General features: G+C 63.1%; 22 protein-coding genes. 10 read left to right on the forward strand and 12 right to left on the reverse strand.

Annotated features, from left to right (window positions below):
- Nucleotides 1-23: 23 nt before the first annotated feature.
- Nucleotides 24-800, reverse strand: a complete 777-nt coding sequence (gene phnK, locus EV286_RS13935) for a phosphonate C-P lyase system protein PhnK (RefSeq protein WP_132957742.1) — start codon at nucleotides 798-800, stop codon at nucleotides 24-26.
- Nucleotides 797-1,678, reverse strand: a complete 882-nt coding sequence (locus EV286_RS13940; protein WP_132957743.1) for an alpha-D-ribose 1-methylphosphonate 5-phosphate C-P-lyase PhnJ — start codon at nucleotides 1,676-1,678, stop codon at nucleotides 797-799. Before EV286_RS13940 ends, phnK begins: the two co-directional genes overlap by 4 nt.
- 47 nt (nucleotides 1,679-1,725) lie before the next feature.
- Between EV286_RS13940 and EV286_RS13945 the strand changes: the two genes are divergently transcribed.
- Nucleotides 1,726-1,917, forward strand: a complete 192-nt coding sequence (locus EV286_RS13945) for a hypothetical protein (RefSeq protein WP_132957744.1) — start codon at nucleotides 1,726-1,728, stop codon at nucleotides 1,915-1,917.
- A 5-nt stretch (nucleotides 1,918-1,922) separates the two neighbouring features.
- Here the strand turns inward: EV286_RS13945 and EV286_RS13950 are convergent, their stop codons facing one another.
- The 3 genes from EV286_RS13950 to phnG are packed head-to-tail and all read right to left on the reverse strand — an operon-like array spanning nucleotide 1,923 to nucleotide 4,097.
- Nucleotides 1,923-3,032, reverse strand: coding sequence for a carbon-phosphorus lyase complex subunit PhnI (locus EV286_RS13950; protein ID WP_132957745.1), 1,110 nt, complete (start codon nucleotides 3,030-3,032; stop codon nucleotides 1,923-1,925).
- A gap of 4 nt (nucleotides 3,033-3,036) precedes the next feature.
- Nucleotides 3,037-3,645 carry a phosphonate C-P lyase system protein PhnH gene (gene phnH, locus EV286_RS13955; RefSeq protein ID WP_132957746.1) on the reverse strand — a complete coding sequence of 203 codons (609 nt, stop codon included), beginning with the start codon at nucleotides 3,643-3,645 and terminating at the stop codon, nucleotides 3,037-3,039.
- Nucleotides 3,645-4,097, reverse strand: a complete 453-nt coding sequence (gene phnG, locus EV286_RS13960) for a phosphonate C-P lyase system protein PhnG (RefSeq protein ID WP_132957747.1) — start codon at nucleotides 4,095-4,097, stop codon at nucleotides 3,645-3,647. Before phnG ends, phnH begins: the two co-directional genes overlap by 1 nt.
- Before the next feature lie 126 nt (nucleotides 4,098-4,223).
- Here phnG and phnF point away from each other — a divergent pair, with 126 nt between their 5' ends.
- Nucleotides 4,224-4,961 carry a phosphonate metabolism transcriptional regulator PhnF gene (gene phnF / locus EV286_RS13965; RefSeq protein WP_245500705.1) on the forward strand — a complete coding sequence of 246 codons (738 nt, stop codon included), beginning with the start codon at nucleotides 4,224-4,226 and terminating at the stop codon, nucleotides 4,959-4,961.
- A gap of 22 nt (nucleotides 4,962-4,983) precedes the next feature.
- Here the strand turns inward: phnF and EV286_RS13970 are convergent, their stop codons facing one another.
- Complete coding sequence (locus EV286_RS13970) at nucleotides 4,984-5,844, reverse strand: oxidoreductase (protein ID WP_132957748.1); 861 nt, start codon at nucleotides 5,842-5,844, stop codon at nucleotides 4,984-4,986.
- 87 nt (nucleotides 5,845-5,931) lie between these two features.
- On the opposite strand from EV286_RS13970, the gene EV286_RS13975 reads away from it, so the two are divergent.
- Both EV286_RS13975 and EV286_RS13980 read left to right on the forward strand, forming a co-directional pair.
- Nucleotides 5,932-6,348, forward strand: coding sequence for a helix-turn-helix domain-containing protein (locus EV286_RS13975; protein ID WP_132957749.1), 417 nt, complete (start codon nucleotides 5,932-5,934; stop codon nucleotides 6,346-6,348).
- 114 nt (nucleotides 6,349-6,462) lie between these two features.
- A complete protein-coding gene (locus EV286_RS13980; RefSeq protein WP_132957750.1) occupies nucleotides 6,463-6,975 on the forward strand; it encodes a DUF6680 family protein in 513 nt (170 codons plus the stop codon).
- A 59-nt stretch (nucleotides 6,976-7,034) separates the two neighbouring features.
- Here the strand turns inward: EV286_RS13980 and EV286_RS13985 are convergent, their stop codons facing one another.
- From EV286_RS13985 to mepA, 6 genes are all read right to left on the reverse strand, one after another.
- Nucleotides 7,035-7,670 carry a 2,3-bisphosphoglycerate-dependent phosphoglycerate mutase gene (locus EV286_RS13985; protein ID WP_132957751.1) on the reverse strand — a complete coding sequence of 212 codons (636 nt, stop codon included), beginning with the start codon at nucleotides 7,668-7,670 and terminating at the stop codon, nucleotides 7,035-7,037.
- A gap of 24 nt (nucleotides 7,671-7,694) precedes the next feature.
- Nucleotides 7,695-8,519 (reverse strand): 4-hydroxy-tetrahydrodipicolinate reductase, encoded by an 825-nt coding sequence (dapB, locus tag EV286_RS13990; RefSeq protein ID WP_132957752.1) that lies wholly within the window; start codon nucleotides 8,517-8,519, stop codon nucleotides 7,695-7,697.
- A gap of 19 nt (nucleotides 8,520-8,538) precedes the next feature.
- Nucleotides 8,539-10,329 carry an ABC transporter ATP-binding protein gene (locus EV286_RS13995; RefSeq protein ID WP_132957753.1) on the reverse strand — a complete coding sequence of 597 codons (1,791 nt, stop codon included), beginning with the start codon at nucleotides 10,327-10,329 and terminating at the stop codon, nucleotides 8,539-8,541.
- Between the two features lie 123 nt (nucleotides 10,330-10,452).
- A complete protein-coding gene (locus tag EV286_RS14000; protein WP_132957754.1) occupies nucleotides 10,453-11,478 on the reverse strand; it encodes a glucokinase in 1,026 nt (341 codons plus the stop codon).
- Nucleotides 11,479-11,512: 34 nt separating this feature from the next.
- Entirely contained in the window at nucleotides 11,513-11,893 is a 381-nt protein-coding gene (locus EV286_RS14005; RefSeq protein WP_132957755.1) for a methylglyoxal synthase, read from the reverse strand.
- A gap of 99 nt (nucleotides 11,894-11,992) precedes the next feature.
- Nucleotides 11,993-13,036, reverse strand: coding sequence for a penicillin-insensitive murein endopeptidase (gene mepA, locus EV286_RS14010; protein WP_245500717.1), 1,044 nt, complete (start codon nucleotides 13,034-13,036; stop codon nucleotides 11,993-11,995).
- 352 nt (nucleotides 13,037-13,388) lie between these two features.
- Between mepA and EV286_RS14015 the strand changes: the two genes are divergently transcribed.
- From EV286_RS14015 to EV286_RS14040, 6 genes are all read left to right on the forward strand, one after another.
- Nucleotides 13,389-15,233: an extracellular solute-binding protein gene (locus EV286_RS14015; protein WP_132957757.1), complete on the forward strand. Its 1,845-nt coding sequence runs from the start codon at nucleotides 13,389-13,391 to the stop codon at nucleotides 15,231-15,233.
- A 148-nt stretch (nucleotides 15,234-15,381) separates the two neighbouring features.
- Nucleotides 15,382-16,470, forward strand: a complete 1,089-nt coding sequence (locus EV286_RS14020; protein ID WP_132957758.1) for a microcin C ABC transporter permease YejB — start codon at nucleotides 15,382-15,384, stop codon at nucleotides 16,468-16,470.
- A gap of 1 nt (nucleotide 16,471) precedes the next feature.
- The gene (locus EV286_RS14025) at nucleotides 16,472-17,620 is read left to right on the forward strand and encodes an ABC transporter permease (protein ID WP_132957759.1); all 1,149 of its coding nucleotides are present in this window, start codon (nucleotides 16,472-16,474) and stop codon (nucleotides 17,618-17,620) included.
- Nucleotides 17,617-19,245 carry an ABC transporter ATP-binding protein gene (locus EV286_RS14030; RefSeq protein ID WP_132957760.1) on the forward strand — a complete coding sequence of 543 codons (1,629 nt, stop codon included), beginning with the start codon at nucleotides 17,617-17,619 and terminating at the stop codon, nucleotides 19,243-19,245. The genes EV286_RS14025 and EV286_RS14030 overlap by 4 nt, the downstream gene beginning before the upstream one ends.
- A 10-nt stretch (nucleotides 19,246-19,255) precedes the next feature.
- Nucleotides 19,256-20,215 (forward strand): glyoxylate/hydroxypyruvate reductase A, encoded by a 960-nt coding sequence (locus tag EV286_RS14035; protein ID WP_132957761.1) that lies wholly within the window; start codon nucleotides 19,256-19,258, stop codon nucleotides 20,213-20,215.
- A 114-nt stretch (nucleotides 20,216-20,329) separates the two neighbouring features.
- Nucleotides 20,330-20,653, forward strand: a complete 324-nt coding sequence (locus EV286_RS14040) for a hypothetical protein (RefSeq protein ID WP_245500706.1) — start codon at nucleotides 20,330-20,332, stop codon at nucleotides 20,651-20,653.
- Nucleotides 20,654-20,768 lie beyond the last annotated feature (115 nt).

Here is a 20,768-nt window from a genome sequence, read left to right on the forward strand (position 1 = left end):
CTATTCTTCCTATCGATAAAGTCTCAGACCTGCAGGATCGAGGAGACCAGCAGCTGCGTGTAGGGTTCGTGCGGATCGTCGAGCACGCGGTCCGTGAGGCCCTGCTCGATGACGTAGCCGTCCTTCATCACCATCATGCGGTGGGAGAGGAGCCGGGCCACGGCGAGATCGTGGGTGACGATGATCGCGGCAAGGCCGAGGTCGTGAACGAGGCCGCGCACGAGATCGAGGAGGCGTGCCTGCACCGAGACATCGAGGCCGCCGGTCGGCTCGTCCATGAAGACCAGACGCGGACCGGTCACCAGATTGCGGGCGATCTGGAGGCGCTGGCGCATGCCGCCGGAAAAGGCGCGGGGCTGGTCATCGATGCGGCCGGTGTCGATCTCGACGCGGGTCAGCCAGTCGACGGCGGTCGAGCGGATGTTGCCGTAGTGCCGATCGCCGATCGCCATCAACCGCTCGCCGACATTGGCGCCGGCCGAGACCGTCATGCGCAACCCGTCGGCAGGGTTCTGGTGCACGAAGCCCCAGTCCGTGCGCATCAGGAACCGGCGTTCGGCCTCGTTCATGTGGTAGAGGTCGCGGTAGCCGCCGTCGCGCATGTGGTATTCGACGCTGCCGGTGGTCGGCATCAGCCGTGTCGAGATGCAATTGAGCAGCGTCGTCTTGCCGGAGCCGGATTCGCCGACGATGGCGAGCACTTCGCCCGGCCAGAGATCGAAGGAGACGTTCCGGCAGCCGATGCGGTTGCCGTAGAACTTGGAGACGTCATTGACCTTGAGGAGTGGTTTGTCGTTCATTCCGCGGCCTCCTGGCTGGGGGCGAGCATTGCGCCGGAATGCCCGTGGGCCCGGCGGTCTTCGCAATAATCCGTATCGGAGCAAACGAACATGCGGGCGCCCTTGTCGTCGAGGATCACCTCGTCGAGATAGACCTCCTCGGCCCCGCACATCGCGCAGGGTTTGCCGAAGCGCTGGATCTCGAAGGGATGGTCCTCGAAGTCGAGGCTGACGACGTCGGTATGGGGCGGCACGGCATAGATGCGTTTTTCCCGGCCGGCGCCGAAAAGCTGCAGCGCATCCGACCTGTGCATCTTCGGATTGTCGAACTTCGGCGTCGGCGACGGGTCCATGACATAGCGGCCGGCGACCTTCACCGGGTAGCCATAGGTCGTGGAGATGCGGCCGTTGTGGGCGATGTCCTCGTAAAGCTTCACGTGCATGAGGCCGTATTCCTCGAGCGCGTGCATCTTGCGGGTCTCGGTCTCGCGCGGCTCCAGGAAGCGCAGCGGTTCGGGGATCGGCACCTGGTAGACCAACACCTGGCCTTCACCCAGCTTTTCCTCGGGAATGCGGTGGCGCGTCTGGATGATCGTCGCATCCTTGGTGTGCGTGGTCACGGCGACGTTCGCCACCTTCTGGAAGAAGGCGCGGATGGAGACGGCATTGGTGGTGTCGTCGGCGCCCTGGTCGATGACCTTGAGCACGTCTTCCGGGCCGATGATGGCGGCCGTCACCTGGACACCGCCGGTGCCCCAGCCATAGGGCATCGGCATTTCACGGGAGGCGAAGGGCACCTGGTAGCCGGGGATGGCGATCGCCTTCAGGATGGCACGGCGGATCATCCGCTTCGTCTGCTCATCGAGGTAGGCGAAGTTGTAGGTGGCGAGGTCGGTCATCTTGGATTAACCTGTGATTGCAGGAGCCGGACAGGAGGGAGGCTGCCATGGAAGCCGAGGCTTCGGACGGATTGCTTGTGGTCCTGGCCGCGACGGCCTGCTTCGTTGTCATTCCCTTCCTCCTCAAGCCGAAGAAAAAGGGCGCAGCCTCTGAAAGCGGCGTTGACGCCGGCTTTGGCGACGGCGACAGCGCGTGCGATGCCGGCGACGGTGGAGGTGGTGACGGCGGCGGAGATTGATCGCGTCATTCCGCGGCCTCCCTGATGCCGTCCTGTCCGCCGTTTCGGGCGGCTTCGAATTCGCTGCGCATGCGGCGAACCAGATCGAGTTCGGCCTGGAAATCGACGTAGTGCGGCAATTTCAGATGCTCGACGAAGCCGGTCGCCTGCACGTTATCGGAATGGGAAATGACGAATTCCTCGTCCTGGGCAGGCGCCGTGATGTCCTCGCCCAGCTCCTCGGCGCGTAGCGCCCGGTCGACCAGCGACATCGCCATCGCCTTGCGCTCGCTCTGGCCGAAGACCAGGCCATAGCCGCGGGTGAACTGCGGCGGCGCCTTGGCCGAACCCTTGAACTGGTTGACCATCTGGCATTCCGTGACCTGTATCTCGCCGAGCGAGACGGCAAAGCCGAGTTCGGGAACGTCGATTTCGACGGAGACTTCGCCGATGCGGATCTCGCCCGTAAAGGGATGGTTGCGGCCATAGCCGCGCTGCGTGGAATAGCCGAGCGCCAGGAGGAAGCCCTCGTCGCCGCGGGCGAGCGCCTGCAGGCGAAGGTCGCGGGTCATCGGAAATTCCATCGGCTCGCGCGTCAGGTCGCCGGTCTCATGGTCCTCGGGGAGTTCTCCGTCGGCCTCGATGAGCCCTTCCTGCGCAAGGATCTCGGAAACGCGCATCACGGGACCTTCCTCCGAGGGCCGGTGGGCGGGCTCGTCGACTGGCTGGTCGCTGAGGAGCGAAGGATCGAGCAGGCGATGCGTATAGTCGAAGGTCGGTCCGAGAAGCTGGCCACCGGGGAGATCCTTGTAGGTGGCCGACACGCGCCGCTCGATCCGCATCACGCCGGTGTCGAGGGGGCGGGAGTAGCCGAAGCGTGGCAGCGTCGTGCGATAGGCGCGCAGCAGGAAGATCGCCTCGATCATGTCGCCGCGGGACTGGCGGACTGCAAGGGCAGCAAGCGACCGGTCGTAGAGTGAGGCCTCTGCCATGACGCGGTCGACCGCGAGCGAGAGCTGCGCCACGATCTGCTCGATGCCGATCGCAGGCAGGGAGCGATCGCCGCGGCGGCGATCGGCAAGCAGGCGATGGGCATTGGCGATGGCTGCCTCGCCCCCTTTGACGGCAACATACATGAAATCACATCTCCGTTGCGGTGATCTTGGTGGTCCGCGGCAGGCAGAGGAGCGAGCGCCCCGCCGTCAGCACGATGTCGATGCCGCGCGGGAAGAGCGTACGGTTCTCGACCCAGAGGCGGTTGAAGGTCTCCGGCAGGCCGATGGGCGCAATCGTCGTGACGCCGAGAATGCCAGGCCCCATCAGGGCGAGTTCACGGCCGCCTTCGAGAGCTGCGAGCTCGATGACGATCGTCGTCGAGCGGTCCGGATATTCCTGCGTCCCGGCTGCAAAAAGGCCGAAGGAGGCGATCATGGAACCGCTTTCGGCGAAGGCGAAGCGTGCTTCGGCCTTTTCCGGCGTCACCGGCGCGCCGGTGTGGAAGCCGAGCCATTCCGGCACCGCCGATTTCGCAAGACCACTCGACAGCCAGACCGGCGTGTCGTGGTCACAGAGTGTCAGCGCCAGCGCGCCCGCGGCGGTGCCGAGAGGCGAGGGCGGGGCGACATCCGGCGTGACGGTCTGTATCGAGCCGGGGCGGGCCATGCCGTCCATGATCGCGCGAAATACGCTTTGCGAATGAAAGACCGGCTCGGTGAAGCCGCCGGTCAGCGTGTCGGTCCTCGGGCTCATCAATTGTCTCCTCGCACCATGGTGAAGAAATCGACGCGAGTCGCCGCTGTCTCTTCTGCCCTGTTTCGTTCCGCTTCCTCGAGACGCGCGGCGATCGGCACGAGCAGCATGCGCTCAACGAAGCCCCGCGTTCCCTCCTCGAGCCAAAGCGCGTCGAAGATGGCCGCCATGCGGGCACGCTCGCGATCGGTGCCGAGCAGATGCGCGTGACCGATCGCGCCGGAGGACAGCCGCACGGTAGCGCGGGTGACTGTCACCTCGCCGAGATTGAAGGGCGCCCCACCACCGCCGATGCGGCCGCGCACCATCACGAGGCCGGTCTCGGGCCCGCGTACGGGCTGGACGATCGGCTCTTCAGCCAACACGGACCAGGCATGCGACAGCTCGCACATCTCCGCCCTCGCGAGCAGGTCGGCGACTCGCTTGCGTTCGGCTGTGTCCTTCGGCTGCATTGCGGCTTTCTTGTCTGGTTTCATCGCTCTGACCTCGAAATGTCTATTGATATAGACAACTATACAAGCTAAGACTATCCATAAGGACACGACGTGACAAGCGTATGACGGGCTGAGGTGCAAAAGGTGATCGCGTTGAAGCAGGTGCAGAGGCAGACAGGCGTAGCGCTATGGCGGCAGATCGCGGATCGGATCCGGGAGGCGATCGGGCGCGGAGACTATGACGCGACAGGCATGGTTCCGCCCGAAACGATGCTCGCGCTGCAGTTCGGCGTCAACCGTCATACGGTCAGGAGCGCGCTGGCAGCGCTCGCACAGGAAGGCATCGTGCGCGCCATGCAGGGACGCGGCACCATGGTGGAGCGCAAGGAAAGGCTGAACTTCCCGATCTCGAAGCGCACGCGCTTCTCCCAGGGCGTCGGCGACCAGGCGCGGGAGGCTCGCAGTGAACTGCTAGGCGTCTTCGAGGAGGCCGCCGATACGGAAATTGCGCGCAATCTGAAACTGCGGGTCGGCGCGCCCGTCATTCGTCTGGAAACGACCGGCCAGGCGGATGGAAGGCCGGTGTCACGCGCAACGAACTGGTTTCCCGCGGATCGTTTCGCCGGAATCGGCGAAAGGCATCGAGAGAGTGGTTCGATCACCAAGGCATTTCGCGAACTTGGGCTTGCGGACTACGTCCGCCTCACGACCGAGATCACAGCCACCCATGCGGACGATGCCGATCTTGCCGATCTGCGACTGTCGCCCGGTGCGATCGTGCTGGTGACACGGGCGGTCAACACCGATCTCGACGGGGTGCCGGTACAGTATGCGATCACGCGCTTTCCGGCCGACAGGGTCCAGTTCACGATCGAGAACTGAACCCCCAAAGAGGATTTCGCCTCTACTTTCCTTCCCACGGAAAGGCTTGGCCGCTCGCCGCAAAATCGGTGGAAAGGCTGAACTCGCGCCACGCCCTGTCGGCTTCCAGGCGCGCCAGGTCGGCCTGTTCAATGACTTTTGCCGCATCGCTGCCGAGCGCCAGTCGCAGCGGCGGCTGGTCGAGGCCCGCGACGTGGACGATGACTGCTGCCGCCCTTTCGGGATTGCCGGGTTGCTTGCCGTTGTAGTCGCGCTGGAAGCGGGCAGTCGCACCGACGGTGGCGTCATATTCGGGGCGACCCTCGCGGATCGTCGTCGAAGAGCCGGCGAAATCGGTGCGGAAGCCGCCCGGCTCGATGATCGTCACCTTGATCCCGAGGGGACCGACCTCCTTGGCGAGCACTTCGGAGAAGCCCTCCACGCCCCACTTGGCGGCCGAGTAGGGCGCGCGTCCCATGGCACCGACACGGCCGCCGACGGACGAGAACTGGAGAATGTGGCCGGACCCTTGCTCGCGCATGACCGGGATGGCTGCCTTGGTGACGATGATCGTGCCGAAGAGGTTGGTTTCGATCTGTTCCCGGAACTCGGCGAGGCTCGTATCTTCGACTGAACCGATATTGCCGTAACCGGCATTGTTGACGAGGACGTCGAGCCTGCCGAAGGCGTCGACTGCGGTCTGCACGGCGGCTGCCGCGGCGTTTTCATCTGTCACGTCGAGCGCGATGCAGCGGACGCGATCGCCGAAGCGCTCCGCCAGGGCATCGAGCTGAGCGGGGTTTCGTGCTGTAGCGACCAATCTGTCGCCCTGTTCGAGGACAGCTTCGCAAAGCGACTTTCCAAGGCCGCGGGAACTGCCGGTTACCAACCAGACTTTCGTCATGACTATCTCCTTCTAGTGGACCGACAGCCATATAGAGCGCATAGTTTCATATTGAAAGAAGGTACCCGAAGGAGCTATACATACCGTATGGTAACTATTGTAGACAGCCGTACTTTTGATTTCTGCGAAACGCTGACGGACGAGCAGGATGCGCTTGCCCGCGAGATGCTGGAGCGCGCCAGCGCAAAATGGCCGCTACGAGTCTTGCATATCCTGGCGGAAGCGAAGGGCCCGCTGCGATTTTCGCGGGTGTTGGAACGAGTGGAAGGGATCAGCCAGAAGGTTCTGACACAGACACTGCGGGCGCTGGAAAATGACGGGCTCGTCACGCGCACGCTTTACCCGCAGGTGCCGCCGCGCGTCGAATACGAGCTGACGCCGCTCGGCGGCGAACTTCTGGTGGAGGTGGTGCGGCTCTGGAGCTGGATCGCCGATCGCCTGCCGGCGTTCGAGGCGGCAAAGGCCAAACATAAGGACGAACAGCGGTTGATAGACACGAAATAGTGCCGCTAGTCGTCAACTGGATGGCGATAATTATGTTGACGAGCCCAGCGTTGCCTACTTTAGCCTATCAACTGGTGATAGCATTAAATGCGAATTTGGCTTCTCAGGTGAGTGATGACGGCGTCGGATTGGGTAATCGCATTTGCAACGTTGGCAGGACCAATTCTGGCTGTTCAGGCGCAGAAAATTGTTGAGAGAAGCCGACAGGCCAAGGAGCGGCGTCTTTGGATATTTCGGACGCTTATGGCAACTCGAGCAGCGTCGTTATCAGCTTCTCATGTCGAAGCATTGAATGCCATCGCCCTCGAATTCTACGGCAACAGACGCTCATTTCGCGACGTAGTCGATGCTTGGAAAAACTACTTGGATCTGCTGTCGCAAGATAACATTGATTTTGCTGTGTGGAGTCAAAAAAGGAAGGACCTGTTTGTGGAACTCCTGTTCAAAATGGCTCCTACAGTTGGCTATAAATTTTCAAAGCTTGAGATCAGCAACGAAATATATGCTCCAAAGGCCCACGGGCAGGTGGAGATTGAGCAGCAAATTATTCGTGAGGGTCTCACGCGTGTATTCAGCGGTCAGGCTGGCATTCCCATCGAAATTAGGTCGATGCCTGATTCTCAGTGACATTGCCTGAGAGAAACATCCGGCCTCATTTGGAGCCCGGATGCTGATTGTATTAGTGCTCAGTGCGCACCGGACATGTCGCCCAGCACTTCCTTCGAGGCGACGGTGGAATCGGCTTTCAGCTTGTAGACCATCGGCACGCCGGTCGCGAGGTTGAGCTTCAGCACCTCTTCCTTCGTCAGCCGGTCGAGCACCATGACGAGCGAGCGGAGCGAATTGCCGTGGGCGGCGACCAGTACCTTCTCGCCGCGCAGTACGCGCGGCAGGATGTCGGTCAGGTAGTAGGGCCACACGCGGGCGCCGGTGTCACGCAGGCTCTCGCCGCCCGGGGGCGGTACGTCGTAGGAGCGGCGCCAGATATGCACCTGCTCCTCGCCCCACTTGGCGCGGGCGTCGTCCTTGTTGAGGCCGGAGAGATCGCCGTAGTCGCGCTCGTTGAGTGCGGCGTCGAAGATCGTCTCGAGGTTCGGCTGGCCGACCTTTTCGAGCACGATGGTGCAGGTGCGCTGCGCGCGCTTCAGAACCGAGGTGAAGGCGATATCGAACTTGATCCCGTAATCGGCGAGCGCCTTGCCGCCGGTCTCGGCTTCCTCTACGCCGAGTGCGGTCAGGTCCGGGTCCTTCCAGCCTGTGAAGAGATTCTTCAGGTTCCATTCGCTCTGGCCGTGGCGAACGAGGACGAGGGTTCCGCTCATTGAAAACTTCCTTCGATATGACCGTCAGTTGCTGGAAAGCCCGAGAACATCGAGCATGGAATAGAGGCCGGGCTTCTTGTCCCGCGCCCACAATGCCGCCTTGAGTGCGCCGCGCCCGAAGATCGAGCGATCGTTGGCGCTGTGCGACAGCGTCACCTGCTCGCCTTCGCCGGCAAGGATGACCGAGTGCTCGCCGATGACGGAGCCACCGCGCAGCGTCGCAAAGCCGATCGCGCCGGCTGCTCGCGCGCCGGTATGTCCGTCGCGAACCCGCACCGAATTGCCGGCAAGGTCGATGCCGCGGCCATGGGCGGCAGCCTGCCCGAGGAGGAGCGCGGTGCCCGAGGGCGCGTCCACCTTGTGCTTGTGGTGCATTTCAAGGATCTCGATGTCCCAGTCGGCGGGATCGAGCGCGCGTGCAGCCTGCTCGACGAGCACGCCCAGGAGATTGACGCCGAGGCTCATATTGCCGGATTTCACGATACGGGCGTGACGCGCGGCGGCCTCGATCTTCGCCTCGTCCTCGGACGAGCATCCCGTCGTTCCGATGACATGTGCGATGCGGGCCTGCGCGGCGAGCGCGGCAAAGCCGACCGTTGCCGAGGGAGAAGTGAAGTCGAGCACGCCCTCGGCATGCAGGAAAGCTTCCAGCGGGTCTTCGGTGATCGCAACCCCGATCGGCCCGAGCCCGGCCACCTCGCCGGCATCCTTGCCGAGGAAGGGCGATCCGGGCCTCTCGATTGCTGCGTGCAGCACCGTTGCCGGCGTCGAATGGATCAGGCGGATGAGCGTCTGGCCCATGCGGCCCGCCGCACCAACCACGACCAGTTTCATTGCAGCTTCGCTCATGTCCGTTCGGTGCCCATTCTTACATTGCGTCGGATGCGGAAGGTCTTTGAAGGTTGTTGAGGCGAGCGTAAAGACCGTCGTTTGCCTTCGCAAGGCTCTCGTGGTTGCCCTGCTCGACGACCCGGCCCTGCTGCATGACGACGATCTTGTTGGCCCGCACCACGGTCGAAAGCCGGTGCGCGATCACCACGACGGTGCGGCCGCTCATCGCTTCGTCGAGCGCCTTTTGCACGGCTGCTTCCGATTCCGTGTCGAGGGCGGAGGTCGCCTCGTCGAGGAGCAGGATCGGGGCGTTGCGCACCAGCGCGCGGGCGATCGAAAGCCGCTGCCGCTGGCCGCCCGAGAGCGTGACCCCGTTCTCGCCGACCGGCGTATCGTAGCCCTGGGGCTGCGCCAGGATGAAGTCGTGGGCATAGGCGAGCCTTGCCGCGTCTTCGACCTCGGCGTCGGTCGCTTCCGGCCGGCCATAGCGGATATTGTCGCGGATCGTGCCTTCGAACAGGTAAGGCTGCTGCGAGACATAGGCGAGGTGCTGGCGCAGCGATTGCTTGGTGATATGGGCGATGTCCTGGCCGTCGATGAAGATCTGGCCCTCCCTCGGGTCGTAGAACCGGGGAATGAGGCTGATGACCGTCGATTTGCCGGCGCCCGACGGGCCGACGAGGGCAGTCGTCTGTCCGCCTTCGGCGACGAGATCGACGCGGTTGAGCACGGTTTCGCCGCTGGCATAGGCAAAGGTCACGCCGCGGAATTCGATGCGCGCATCCGTCACCACGAGGTCCTTGGCATCGGGCAGGTCGCGCTGGCGCGGCTCCATGTCGAGGATGTCGTAGATCATCCGCGCATTCACGGTCGCACGCTCCATCTGCACCTGCAGGCGGGCAAGACGCCGCGCCGGATCGTAGGCAAGCAGCAGGGCGGTAACGAAGGAGAAGAAGGCGCCCGGCAGCACGCCGCCATAGATCGAGCGGAAGGCGGCGTAGGCGAGCACGCCGGAAATGGCAAAGCCCGCAAAGGTCTCGGTCAGCGGCGCAGTGCGCTCCGTCAGTCGCGCAATGCGATTGGCGCGGCCTTCGGCAGCCCTGATGATCCCGTCGACCTTGTCGCCGAGCTCGCGCTCCATCGTGAAGGCCTTGACGATGGCGATACCCTGGATCGTTTCCTGGATGGCGCCGAGAACGTGGCTGTTCAGCATGACCGCTTCGCGTGTCGCCGAGCGCAGCCGCTTTGAAACGTAGCGCAGCGCATAGAGGAGCGGCGGCGCGACGACGAAGACGATCAGCGCCAGCACCGGATCCTTCGTCACCATGACGATGATCAGCGAGACTAGGGTCAGGAGGTCGCGGGCGGTCGAGGTGACGGTCAGGTTCAGCACGTCGCGGATGCCGTCGACATTCTGGCTGATCTGCGCGGCGAGATGAGCCGAGCGGGACTCGTTGAAGAAGCCCACCGACAGCGTCATCAGGTGATGGTAGAGGCGGCGCTGGTAGGTGGCGACGATGTTGTTGCCAATCTTGGAAAGGGCAACCGCCTGGCCGTAGGTCGCAAGCCCGCGCAGCACGAAGGCGGCGAAGATCGCGCCGCAGATGATGAGCACCACATCGGCACGCTGCTTGGCGAAGGCCTCGTTGATCACCGACTCCATGATCCAGGCGGTGAAGGCCGTCGAGAGCGCGACGATGACCAGGCAGAAAATGGCAAAGACATAGCCGCGAACATGAGCACGGCCGTTTTCAGCGATGATGCGCCTCAGGATACCGGTTACGGTATCCGTATTGACCGAGCCGTGTCTTCTTTCTGAAGATAGCAAAAGCCGAGCTTTCCTGTCGCAATTCGAGAAGGCGCCCGTCCCTTAGAGGGCGCCTGCGGCTCTATAGACAGTTGAGATGGTTTTGGCCATAGCCTCGTTACATCGTCTGCGACCGTGGCTTGACTAGGCGCGCCAGCGCCGGCCTTCCGTAGCGACACCGAAGCTCGTGGGCATCCTTGCGTAGGAGGCTAGGCCGGCAAGGGCTGCGAGCGGATGGGTGACGACATAGGTCGGAATGCTGCGCATCAGTTCCGTATGCGGGGCCTTGTCTTCGAAGCCTGCGCGGAATTCCGGCTTCTTCAGCGCCGGAATGATCTTCTGCGAGATGCCGCCGGAGAGATAGACGCCGCCGCGCGCCATGAAGATGAGCGCCATGTCGCCCGCCACGCGGCCGAGATAGGTCGAAAACAGCGAGACGGTTTCTTCCGCCGCCTTGTCCGTGCCCGCAAGGGCGTGGCTCGTAACGTCTGCAGGTTCCTTGAGCGTCGGGGTGATCCCGTCCGCCGTGCAGATCGCGTGGTAGAGGTTGACGAGGCCGCGGCCGCAAAGGATCTGCTCGGCCGAAATCCGGCCCTCGATCGCCTCGAGGTGCGGGAAGAGCTCGAGATCGCGTTTGCTGCGCGGGCCGAGATCGACATGGCCGCCTTCGCCGGGGACCGCAATCCAGGTGTGCTGGGCATGGACGAGGCCGCCGACACCGAGGCCGGTGCCCGGGCCGAGCACGACGCGCGACGCGATCAGGCCATCAGGTGTATCGCCGATGCGTTCCCGATGCTCGTCGGAGAGTGCCGCGATCGCAAGCGCTTGTGCTTCGAAATCGTTGACGACGAGGACGTCCTCCAGTCCGAGGCCGGTGATCATCTGCATGGGGCGGACGACCCAGTCGCAGTTCGTCAGCGGAATTTCGTCGCTCTTGATCGGGCCTGCGACGGCGAGGATGGCGGCGCGGGGCCGCAAGGAGGTCTTGTCCAGCACACCTTTCTGGATCGCCTCGTCGATGGTCTCGTAGTCCGCCGTGCGCACGTTCGGAAACTGCGTCGGTTCCGCATAGGCGTCGACGAGGATCGAAAACCGGGCGTTGGTACCGCCGATATCACCGATCAGGATCGGAAAGGGCAGGGGAGCTTCGCTGTTACTGGGCTTGGGCATGGCCGGTTCCATCTTCTGGCGACTGGACGGCAGGTCAGTCGTTGAGTGTCGAAATCAGTTTCTCGGCGGTGGCTTCGTTGAGCGCCATCGGGATGTCATAGACGATCGCAAGCCGCATCAGGGCCTTAACGTCGACATCATGCGGCAGCGGCGTTAGCGGATCGACGAAGAAGATGAGCGTGTCGATCTGCCCGGTGGCGATCATCGCGCCGATCTGCTGGTCGCCGCCGAGCGGTCCGCTCTTCAGCCGGGTCACGTCGAGATCTGGAGCGGCATCGAGAACACGGCCGCCGGTCGTGCCCGTGGCAACGATCTTCCGCCTTGCGAGCGTGTCGCGATTGCGCCGGGCAAAGGCAGCCATGGCATCCTTTTTTTCGTCATGCGCAATCAGGGCAATGCACTTTTCGCCGGCCATGAAGCTCAAACCCCTCGCGGACGTAAATCGATTTGCCTGCCTTCTATAGCAACTGCCGCGGCTTTGAAAGACGGGCCTTCACGCAAGAAGCGCCGATCCTCAGTTGGACGATGGGCGCAGGGCCGGGATCGGGCCGGCGTCCGGCAGCGTCGCCTGCGGCTGGAAGCCGGACACCGGCACGACCGGCGCCATCGCGGTGGCGGCTGCCGGCGTGGCGGTGTCGTAGCCAAAGGTCGCCTCGCGCACCGAGGCGACCGAAGGGGCGGCCAGGACGGCGGCGCAGGCCTTGGGCAGGTCGGATACCATCGTCTCACGCGGCTTCACCGGCTTCGCGTTCGGCTTGGGCTTCGGCGGCGGAGCCCAGGGCTCCTTGGTGAACCACCACGCGAGCGACTTGTCGCAACCGTCGCCGGCAGCAACCGGGGCCTGCGGCTTGCACGTGATCGCGCCCGGCGGGCAGCGCAGGCGGATGTGGAAGTGCGAGTCGTGCCCGTATTCCGGGCGCAGCTTGCCGAGGTTCGAGCGGTCGCCCGTCCAGCTGTCGCACATCTTCTTCTTGATTGCCGGATTGACGAAGATCCGCTCGACCTGCGGATAGCTCGCGGCACGCATCAGCAGCCGGGCGTGGGCGGTGGTCCAGACGTTGGGATCGACCGTCAGGAACTTGTTCTTCTGCAGCATGGTCGTGAAGGGCAGCGCCTCACGCTCCTCCGCCGTCAGAGTGCGAGGCGGCATCGGCGTCAGCCACACATCCGCATCGAGCCCAACCTGATGCGAGGCATGGCCGTTGAACATCGGCCCGCCGCGCGGCTGTGAAATGTCGCCGACGAGCAGCCCCGGCCAGCCATCATATTGGGCAGCGTCGTGCGACAGCCGCTCCAGAAGCGCGATCATCTCGGGATTGCCCCAGCGCCGGTTGCGCGAAAGCCGCATCGCCTGCCAAGTCGGACCATCTGTCGGCAGCGCTTCGCCGCCTGCCAGGCAACCCTTGGCGTAATAGCCGACAGATTGCGTCGACCCGGTCGTGGGCAGCGCGACCGCGCCGAACAACGCCTTGGCGCTTCCCGGCGAAGGCGCTGTCTGCTGGGCCGCCACATCTCCCGCGACGACGCCCACGCCAATCGCCAGCGCGGCGGCCCACATGCCGGCGCGTTTCAGGGTCTTTGCTGCGAGGGTGGAGAGCGTGCGGAGTTCCATACCGTTCCTTCTCAGGGCTGACGGCTCATGCCGAAGTGATTTGCGCCTCGAATCTATCGTGAAAAGTGATTCTGTTGAATCGATGTTCTGTGGCCGGCAGATCATTGGCCCGCGGCGGCTGATTTGGCGCGGCCTCCACCGAAATGGTGCGGCGCGGTACGGACGATGACGAAATGACAGGCTAAATTACGGAAATCATACATAAAAAATCGACAGTGTCACAAAGCCAAACAATGTTCTGTTTTTCGCCCTGATTTTGCTTATTCTCGAATCCCATAAAAATAACTGGGGTAAAAATATGCGGTTGGCAAAGCTCTGCGCTACCTTGGCGCTGAACCTCCTTACCTTGTCCGCGTTGGTGCCGGTTCAGTCGATGGCACAGGACCCTGATGGCTGGCGGCCGGGCATTGCGACCATTGGCGAACTCAAGCATCCCAACGGCTTTGCGCATTTCGACTATGTCAATCCGGACGCGCCGAAGGGAGGCACGCTCCGCCTTGCCGACGAGGGCAATTTCGACACGCTCAACCCGCTCCTGGCGAAAGGTGAGGTGGGCACAGGCCTGGGGCAGGTCTTCGAGACGCTGATGACACCTGCGCTCGACGAATTGTCCTCGTCGTACGGCCTGCTCGCCGAAGCGATCAAATATCCCGACGATTTCTCCTCGGTGACCTTCCGCCTGCGCCCGGAAGCGAAGTGGGCCGACGGCCAGCCCGTAACGCCGGAGGATGTCGTCTTCAGCTTCGAGCAGTCGAAGAAGAACGACCCGCAGCAGGAATTCTATTATCGCCACGTCAAATCGGCGGAAAAGACCGGTGAACGAGAGGTGACCTTCACCTTCGACGAGGCCAACAACCGCGAACTGCCGCAGATCGTCGGCCAGCTTGTCATCGTGCCGAAGCACTGGTGGGAGGCAAACGGGGCGGACGGCAAGCCGCGCGACGTCTCGCGCACGACGCTCGAGATTCCCATGGGCTCCGGCCCCTACAAGATAGCAGCGGTGACGCCCGGTTCCACGATCCGCTACGAACTCAGGGACGACTATTGGGGCAAGGACCTCAACGTCAATGTCGGCCAGGACAACTTCCAGACCATCACCTACAGCTATTTCGCCGACCGCGACGTCATGTTCGAGGCGTTCCGCTCCGGCAATATCGACTACTGGTGGGAGAACGCGGCAAAGCGCTGGGCGACCGCCTACAATTTCCCGGCCGTTGCCGACGGGCGCGTGAAGCGCGAGGAGGTCGAGAACGAGTTCCGCAAGGTCGGCGTGATGGTCGGCTTCATCTACAATACGCGTCGCGACAAGTTCGCCGACGAGCGCGTGCGAGAGGCTCTGAACTATGCCTTCGATTTCGAGGAGCTGAAGCGCACGATCTTCTACGGCTCCTATGATCGCATCGACAGCTTCTTCTTCCGCACCGAACTTGCCTCCTCCGGACTGCCCGAGGGGCGGGAGCTGGAAATCCTCAACGAGGTGAAGGATCTGGTTCCGCCGGAAGTCTTCACCACGCCCTACAAGAACCCGGTGAACGGCGACCCGGCGAAGCTGCGCGACAACCTGCGCACCGCGATCGGCATCCTGCGGGAGGCGGGCTACGAGCTCAAGGGCAACCGCATGGTCAATTCGAAGACCGGTCAGCCGCTGTCGTTCGAAATTCTGCTGAACGGCCCGACGATCGAACCGGTCGCGCTCGCCTTCTCCCAGAATCTCAGGAAGATCGGCGTCGAGGCGACGGTGCGAAGCATCGAGCCGTCGCAGTTCACCAATCGCTGGCGCTCGCGCGATTTCGACGTGATGTACAGCGGCTGGGCGGAAACGATAAATCCCGGCAACGAGCAGGCTGAATTTTGGGGCTCCGATGCCGCCAAGCGGGACGGTTCGCAGAACTACAGCGGCATCAGCGATCCGGGTGTCGATGCGCTGGTCCACAAAGTGATCTTCGCCAAGGACCGCGAGGATCTTGTTGCCGCCACGCATGCCCTCGACCGCGTATTGCTCGCCCATCACATCGTCGTGCCGAGCTACGGGTCGAAGACATCACGCCTCGCTTACTGGAATACGATCACCCACCTGCCGAACCTGCCCGAATTCTCGCTCGGCATGCCTTCGGTCTGGTGGTCGACAAGCGCGCAGAAATGACAGGGCCTTGCCACGGCGAGGGCTGAGCGTTCAAAGTGGATCGGCGAATCAAGGTATTGGTTCGCGGTGCAGAGACGGAAAGGAAAGTTGGATTGGCGGAAGTTGAACGTCGCGGTAGACCGCACGTTTTCGGGATCGGCAGGGACTGATGGGAGCCTATATTCTTCGTCGCCTGCTGCTGATGATACCGACGATCGTCGGCATCATGGCCATTTCCTTCATTGTCGTGCAGTTCGCTCCCGGCGGGCCCGTCGAGCAGGTGATCGCACAGCTGACCGGCCAGGCCAGCGGTGCCGACCAGCGGCTTTCGGGCGGCGGCGACCTTGCGCAGCAGAATTTCGATGACAGCTCCTCGCGTTATCGCGGCGCCCAGGGGCTCGACCCGGAGCTGATCGCCAAGCTGGAAAAGCAGTTCGGCTTCGACAAGCCGCCGCTGACGCGCTTCGGCGAGATGATGTGGAATTATATCCGCTTCGATTTCGGCGAGAGTTTCTTCCGCAACACCTCGGTCATCGACCTCATCCTCGACAAGCTGCCGGTCTCGGCCTCCCTCGGCGTCTGGATCCTGATCTTCTCGTATGGCATCTCGATACCGCTCGGCATCCGCAAGGCGGTGAAGGATGGATCGACCTTCGATGTTTGGACCTCCGGCGTCATCATCATTGGCTATGCCGTGCCAAGCTTCCTCTTCGGCATCCTGCTGATCGTGCTTTTCGCCGGCGGCTCGTTCTTCGATTGGTTCCCGTTGCGCGGACTGGTCTCCGACAATTTCGCCCAGCTCAGCTGGTGGCAGAAGATCCTCGACTATTTCTGGCACCTGACCCTGCCGCTGATCTCGCTCTCGCTCGCAGCCTTCGCGACCACGACACTCCTGACGAAGAACTCCTTCATCGAGGAGATCAAGAAGCAGTATGTGGTGACGGCGCGGGCCAAGGGGCTGACGGAGCGGCGTGTGTTGTACGGCCACATCTTCCGCAATGCGATGCTGATCATCATCGCCGGCTTTCCCGGCGCCTTCATCTCGGCCTTCTTCACCGGCTCGCTCCTGATCGAGAACATCTTCTCACTCGATGGCCTGGGGCGCCTCGGCTATCTGTCGGTCGTCAACCGCGACTATCCGATCGTCTTCGCGACGCTCTACATCTTCTCGCTGATGGGCCTTTTCGTCGGCCTCATCTCCGACCTCATCTATACGTGGATCGATCCGCGCATCGATTTCGAGCGTAGGGAGGTCTGAGTTGGACAAGCCCGCCAATCCCGCCGCGCTCGCACCCGCAAGGCCGCCCCGCCGGGGGCTTCTGTCGCCCGTCAACGTTCGCCGCTGGAAGAATTTCAAGGCGAACCGACGCGGCTACTGGTCCTTCTGGCTCTTCATGGCGCTGTTCCTGCTGAGCCTCTTTGCGGAACTCATCGCCAACGACCGGCCGATCATCGCCTCCTACAAGGGCGAGATCCTCTTTCCGGTCATCGTCGACTATCCCGAGGAGAAATTCGGGGGCTTCCTTGCCGAGACGGACTATCGCTCCTCCTTCATATCCGACGAGATCAACGCCAACGGCTGGATTATCTGGCCGCCCGTGCGCTACTCCTACCGCACGGTCAATTCCGACATTCCGCATTCGGCGCCGACGCCGCCCTTCTGGCTGATGAGCAAGGCCGAGCGCTGCTCGGCCTATCCGCAAGGCGCCGCCGATCCTGGCTGTATTCTCGGCAACCTCAACTGGCTCGGCACGGACGACCAGGCGCGAGACGTGCTCGCCAGGATCATCTACGGTTTCCGCGTCTCGGTTCTCTTCGGCCTCGTGCTGACGATCTGCTCGGCCATCGTTGGCGTCACGGCCGGCGCGGTGCAGGGGTATTTCGGCGGCTGGACCGACCTCCTGATGCAGCGTTTCATCGAGATATGGTCGTCGATGCCGGTGCTCTACATCCTGCTCATCATCGCCGCGATCCTGCCGCCCGGCTTCTTCGTGCTGCTCGGCATCATGCTGCTCTTCTCCTGGGTCGGCTTCGTCGGCATCGTGCGTGCCGAATTCCTGCGGGCGCGCAATTTCGAATATGTCCGGGCGGCCCGCGCGCTCGGCGTCAACAACCGCACCATCATGTTCCGGCATCTGCTGCCGAACGCGACGGTCGCGACGCTGACCTTCCTGCCCTTCATCCTCTCCGGTTCGATCACCACGCTGACCTCGCTCGATTTCCTGGGCTTCGGCATGCCGCCCGGCTCGCCGTCTCTCGGCGAGATGATCGCCCAGGGCAAGTCCAACCTGCAGGCACCCTGGCTTGGCCTGACCGCCTTCTTCAGCATGTCGATCATGCTCTCCCTGCTGATCTTCGTCGGCGAGGCGGTGCGCGATGCGTTCGACCCCAGGAAGACGTTCCAATGACCGAGCCGTTGCTTTCCGTTCGCAATCTCTCCGTCGCCTTTCACCAGGGAGGCGATACGACGCTTGCCGTCGACCGTGTCTCCTTCGATATCGCGAAGGGCGAGGTTTTGGCGCTCGTGGGCGAGTCCGGCTCGGGCAAGTCGGTCACGGCCAATTCGATCCTCAGGCTGCTGCCCTATCCTGCAGCCAGCCATCCCTCCGGCGAGATCTTCTTCAAAGACAAGGACCTTCTCAAGGCATCCGACAACGCGCTGCGTGCCGTGCGCGGCAACGATGTCACGATGATCTTCCAGGAGCCGATGACCTCGCTCAATCCGCTGCACTCGATTGAGAAGCAGATCGGAGAGATCCTGGCGCTGCATCAGGGTCTCGTCGGCGCAGCCGCAAGGGCACGCATCCTCGAACTCATGAACCAGGTCGGCATCCGCGAGCCCGAAAAGCGGCTGAAGGCCTATCCGCATGAGCTCTCCGGCGGCCAGCGCCAGCGCGTGATGATCGCAATGGCGCTTGCCAATCGTCCCGAACTGCTGATCGCCGACGAGCCGACGACGGCCCTCGACGTCACTGTGCAGGCGCAGATCCTCGAGCTGCTGCGCGACCTGAAGGGCGTCCACGGCATGTCGATGCTGTTCATCACCCATGATCTCGGCATTGTCCGCAAGTTCGCGGACCGCGTTTGCGTCATGACCAAGGGGCGCATCGTCGAGACCGGAACGGTCGGCGAGGTCTTCGCCAACCCGCAACACGAATATACGCGCCATCTGCTCGCCTCCGAGCCGAGGGGCGAGCCGCCGCTGGCCGACGCCTCGAAGCCGCTCGTCATGGAGGGGTCGGATATCCGCGTCTGGTTCCCGATCAAGGCGGGTCTGATGCGCAAGGTCGTGGACCACGTCAAGGCGGTCGACGGCATCGACCTTCGCCTGAGGGCCGGCCAGACGCTCGGTGTCGTCGGTGAATCCGGCTCGGGCAAGACGACGCTCGGGCTCGCGCTTGCTCGCCTGATATCGTCGCAGGGACGTATCAGCTTCGTCGGCAAGGACATTGCCGGCTATTCGTTCCGCGAAATGCGGCCGCTCCGCAACCAGTTGCAGGTGGTCTTCCAGGATCCCTACGGCTCGCTGAGCCCGCGCATGTCGGTCGGTGAGATCATCGCAGAGGGTCTTAAGGTTCATGAGCCCGGGCTGTCGCCAGAGGAGCGTGACGACCGCGTGCGCTGGGCGCTGGAAGAGGTCGGGCTCGACCCGCTGACCCGCTGGCGTTTCCCGCATGAATTCTCCGGCGGCCAGCGCCAGCGCATCGCCATTGCCCGCGCCATGGTGCTGAAGCCGCGTTTCGTCATGCTCGACGAACCGACCTCGGCGCTCGACATGAGCGTGCAGGCGCAGGTCGTCGATCTGCTGCGCGACCTGCAGAAGAAGCACGATCTCGCCTATCTCTTCATCAGCCACGACCTGAAGGTGGTGAAAGCACTCGCCAATGACGTGATCGTCATGCGTTTCGGCAAGGTCGTTGAGCAGGGGCCGTCCGCGGATATCTTTCACGCGCCGAAAGACGACTACACGAGGGCGCTGATCGCGGCCGCCTTCAACATCGAGGCCGTCCACACGGCCGCCATCAATCAGTAAGGGTCCGGTCATGCAGGCGAAAAGTCCTGTTCTCGTCGACATAAAATCCAAGCCGGAAGCGATTGCAGAAGCCCTGAAGACGGCCTTTCCCGATCGCGGCAGCATCAATCTCGGGGATCCGCAAAACCGCGATCGCAACCTGGGCGGCATCGACTATGCGCTGCTCTGGCGGCCGGATCCCGACCTCTTCAGACGCGCTCCGAATCTGAAGGTGATCTTCTCGGGTGGCGCAGGCGTCGACCACATCGTCGCGATGGAGGGATTGCCTGAGGTGCCGATCGTGCGCTTCGCCGACCGCAGCCTGACGGTACGCATGAGCGAGTGGGTGGTGATGCAGTGCCTCATGCATCTGCGGGGCGTGAAGGTGCACGAAAAGCATCAGCGCGAGAAATTCTGGGGCGCGCCGACCGCGCCGGAGGCCGCGGAGGTGACCGTCGGGATGATGGGGCTCGGCGTGCTCGGGCAGGACGCCGCAGCCAAGCTCAGGGCCATGGGTTTCAATGTCATCGGCTGGTCGCGTCGGGCGAAGGCGATCGAGGGCATGGAGACCTTCGATGCCGCCGGGCTTGACGCATTTCTGGCGCGGACGGATATCCTGGTCGGCCTGCTGCCGCTGACGCCGGAGACCACGGGCATCTACGACCGGCGGCTCTTCGGCAAGCTCCGCAGCGGCGGAGCGCTCGGAAAGCCCGTCTTCATCAATGCCGGTCGCGGCAAGAGCCAGGTGCAGGCCGATCTCGTCGAGGCGCTGGAGAAGGGTATTCTCGGCGGCGCCTCTCTCGATGTGTTCGAGGTCGAACCCTTGCCCGCCGATGATCCGCTCTGGCGGCAGGAGAACGTCGTCATCACGCCGCACGACGCTGCCGTCTCCGATGAATATGCGCTCTTCCGCCATGTCGAGACGCAGATCGCCCGTTTCGAGCGTGGCGATCCCCTGCAATATGTCGTGGACCGTAAGACGGGCTACTGACAGACCTGCCGATCTGGAACTTTCCGTCAGGCGAACCGTTCTCGCCTGAGTGACCAAGCCGGCCTCATGGACGCTTCGAGGTCTGGGAGCCATGGACAGCGGAAGGAGATCGTGATGGCACAGCGCGTCGAACGCTGGGAAGAATCCGACTACAAGCTGCACGAGGAACAGCAGATAACTGCCCGCCAGGCGCGTCAGGGACGCTTCGGGCACCGCGTACTCACCGTATTGATCGTCGCCCTCGTTCTCGCCTTCATCGTGTGGATCCCCGTCGAGCTTTGGGGCAAGCGCGAAGCGGATCAGGCAGCCCCGCAGCAGGCCGGCCAGAGCTTGCAGACGCAGCAGCCGGCCGAAAACGCGGAGCCCTCGCTCCAGAACGGCAATGCTGCTGCCGCGACGCCGACCCCGGCACAGCCGGCGACCCCGGCCCAGCAGTAGACGGATCGGCTTTGCGCGGATTTGCAACGCCCTGCTCAGAAAACTTGGCAGGGCGTTTAATTTTGAGCGAAACTATGGACTTTAGGGTCACATTTTTCGATAAGAAGGCGCAAGA

This window comes from Rhizobium sp. BK251, assembly GCF_004345245.1.
Lineage (GTDB): Bacteria > Pseudomonadota > Alphaproteobacteria > Rhizobiales > Rhizobiaceae > Rhizobium.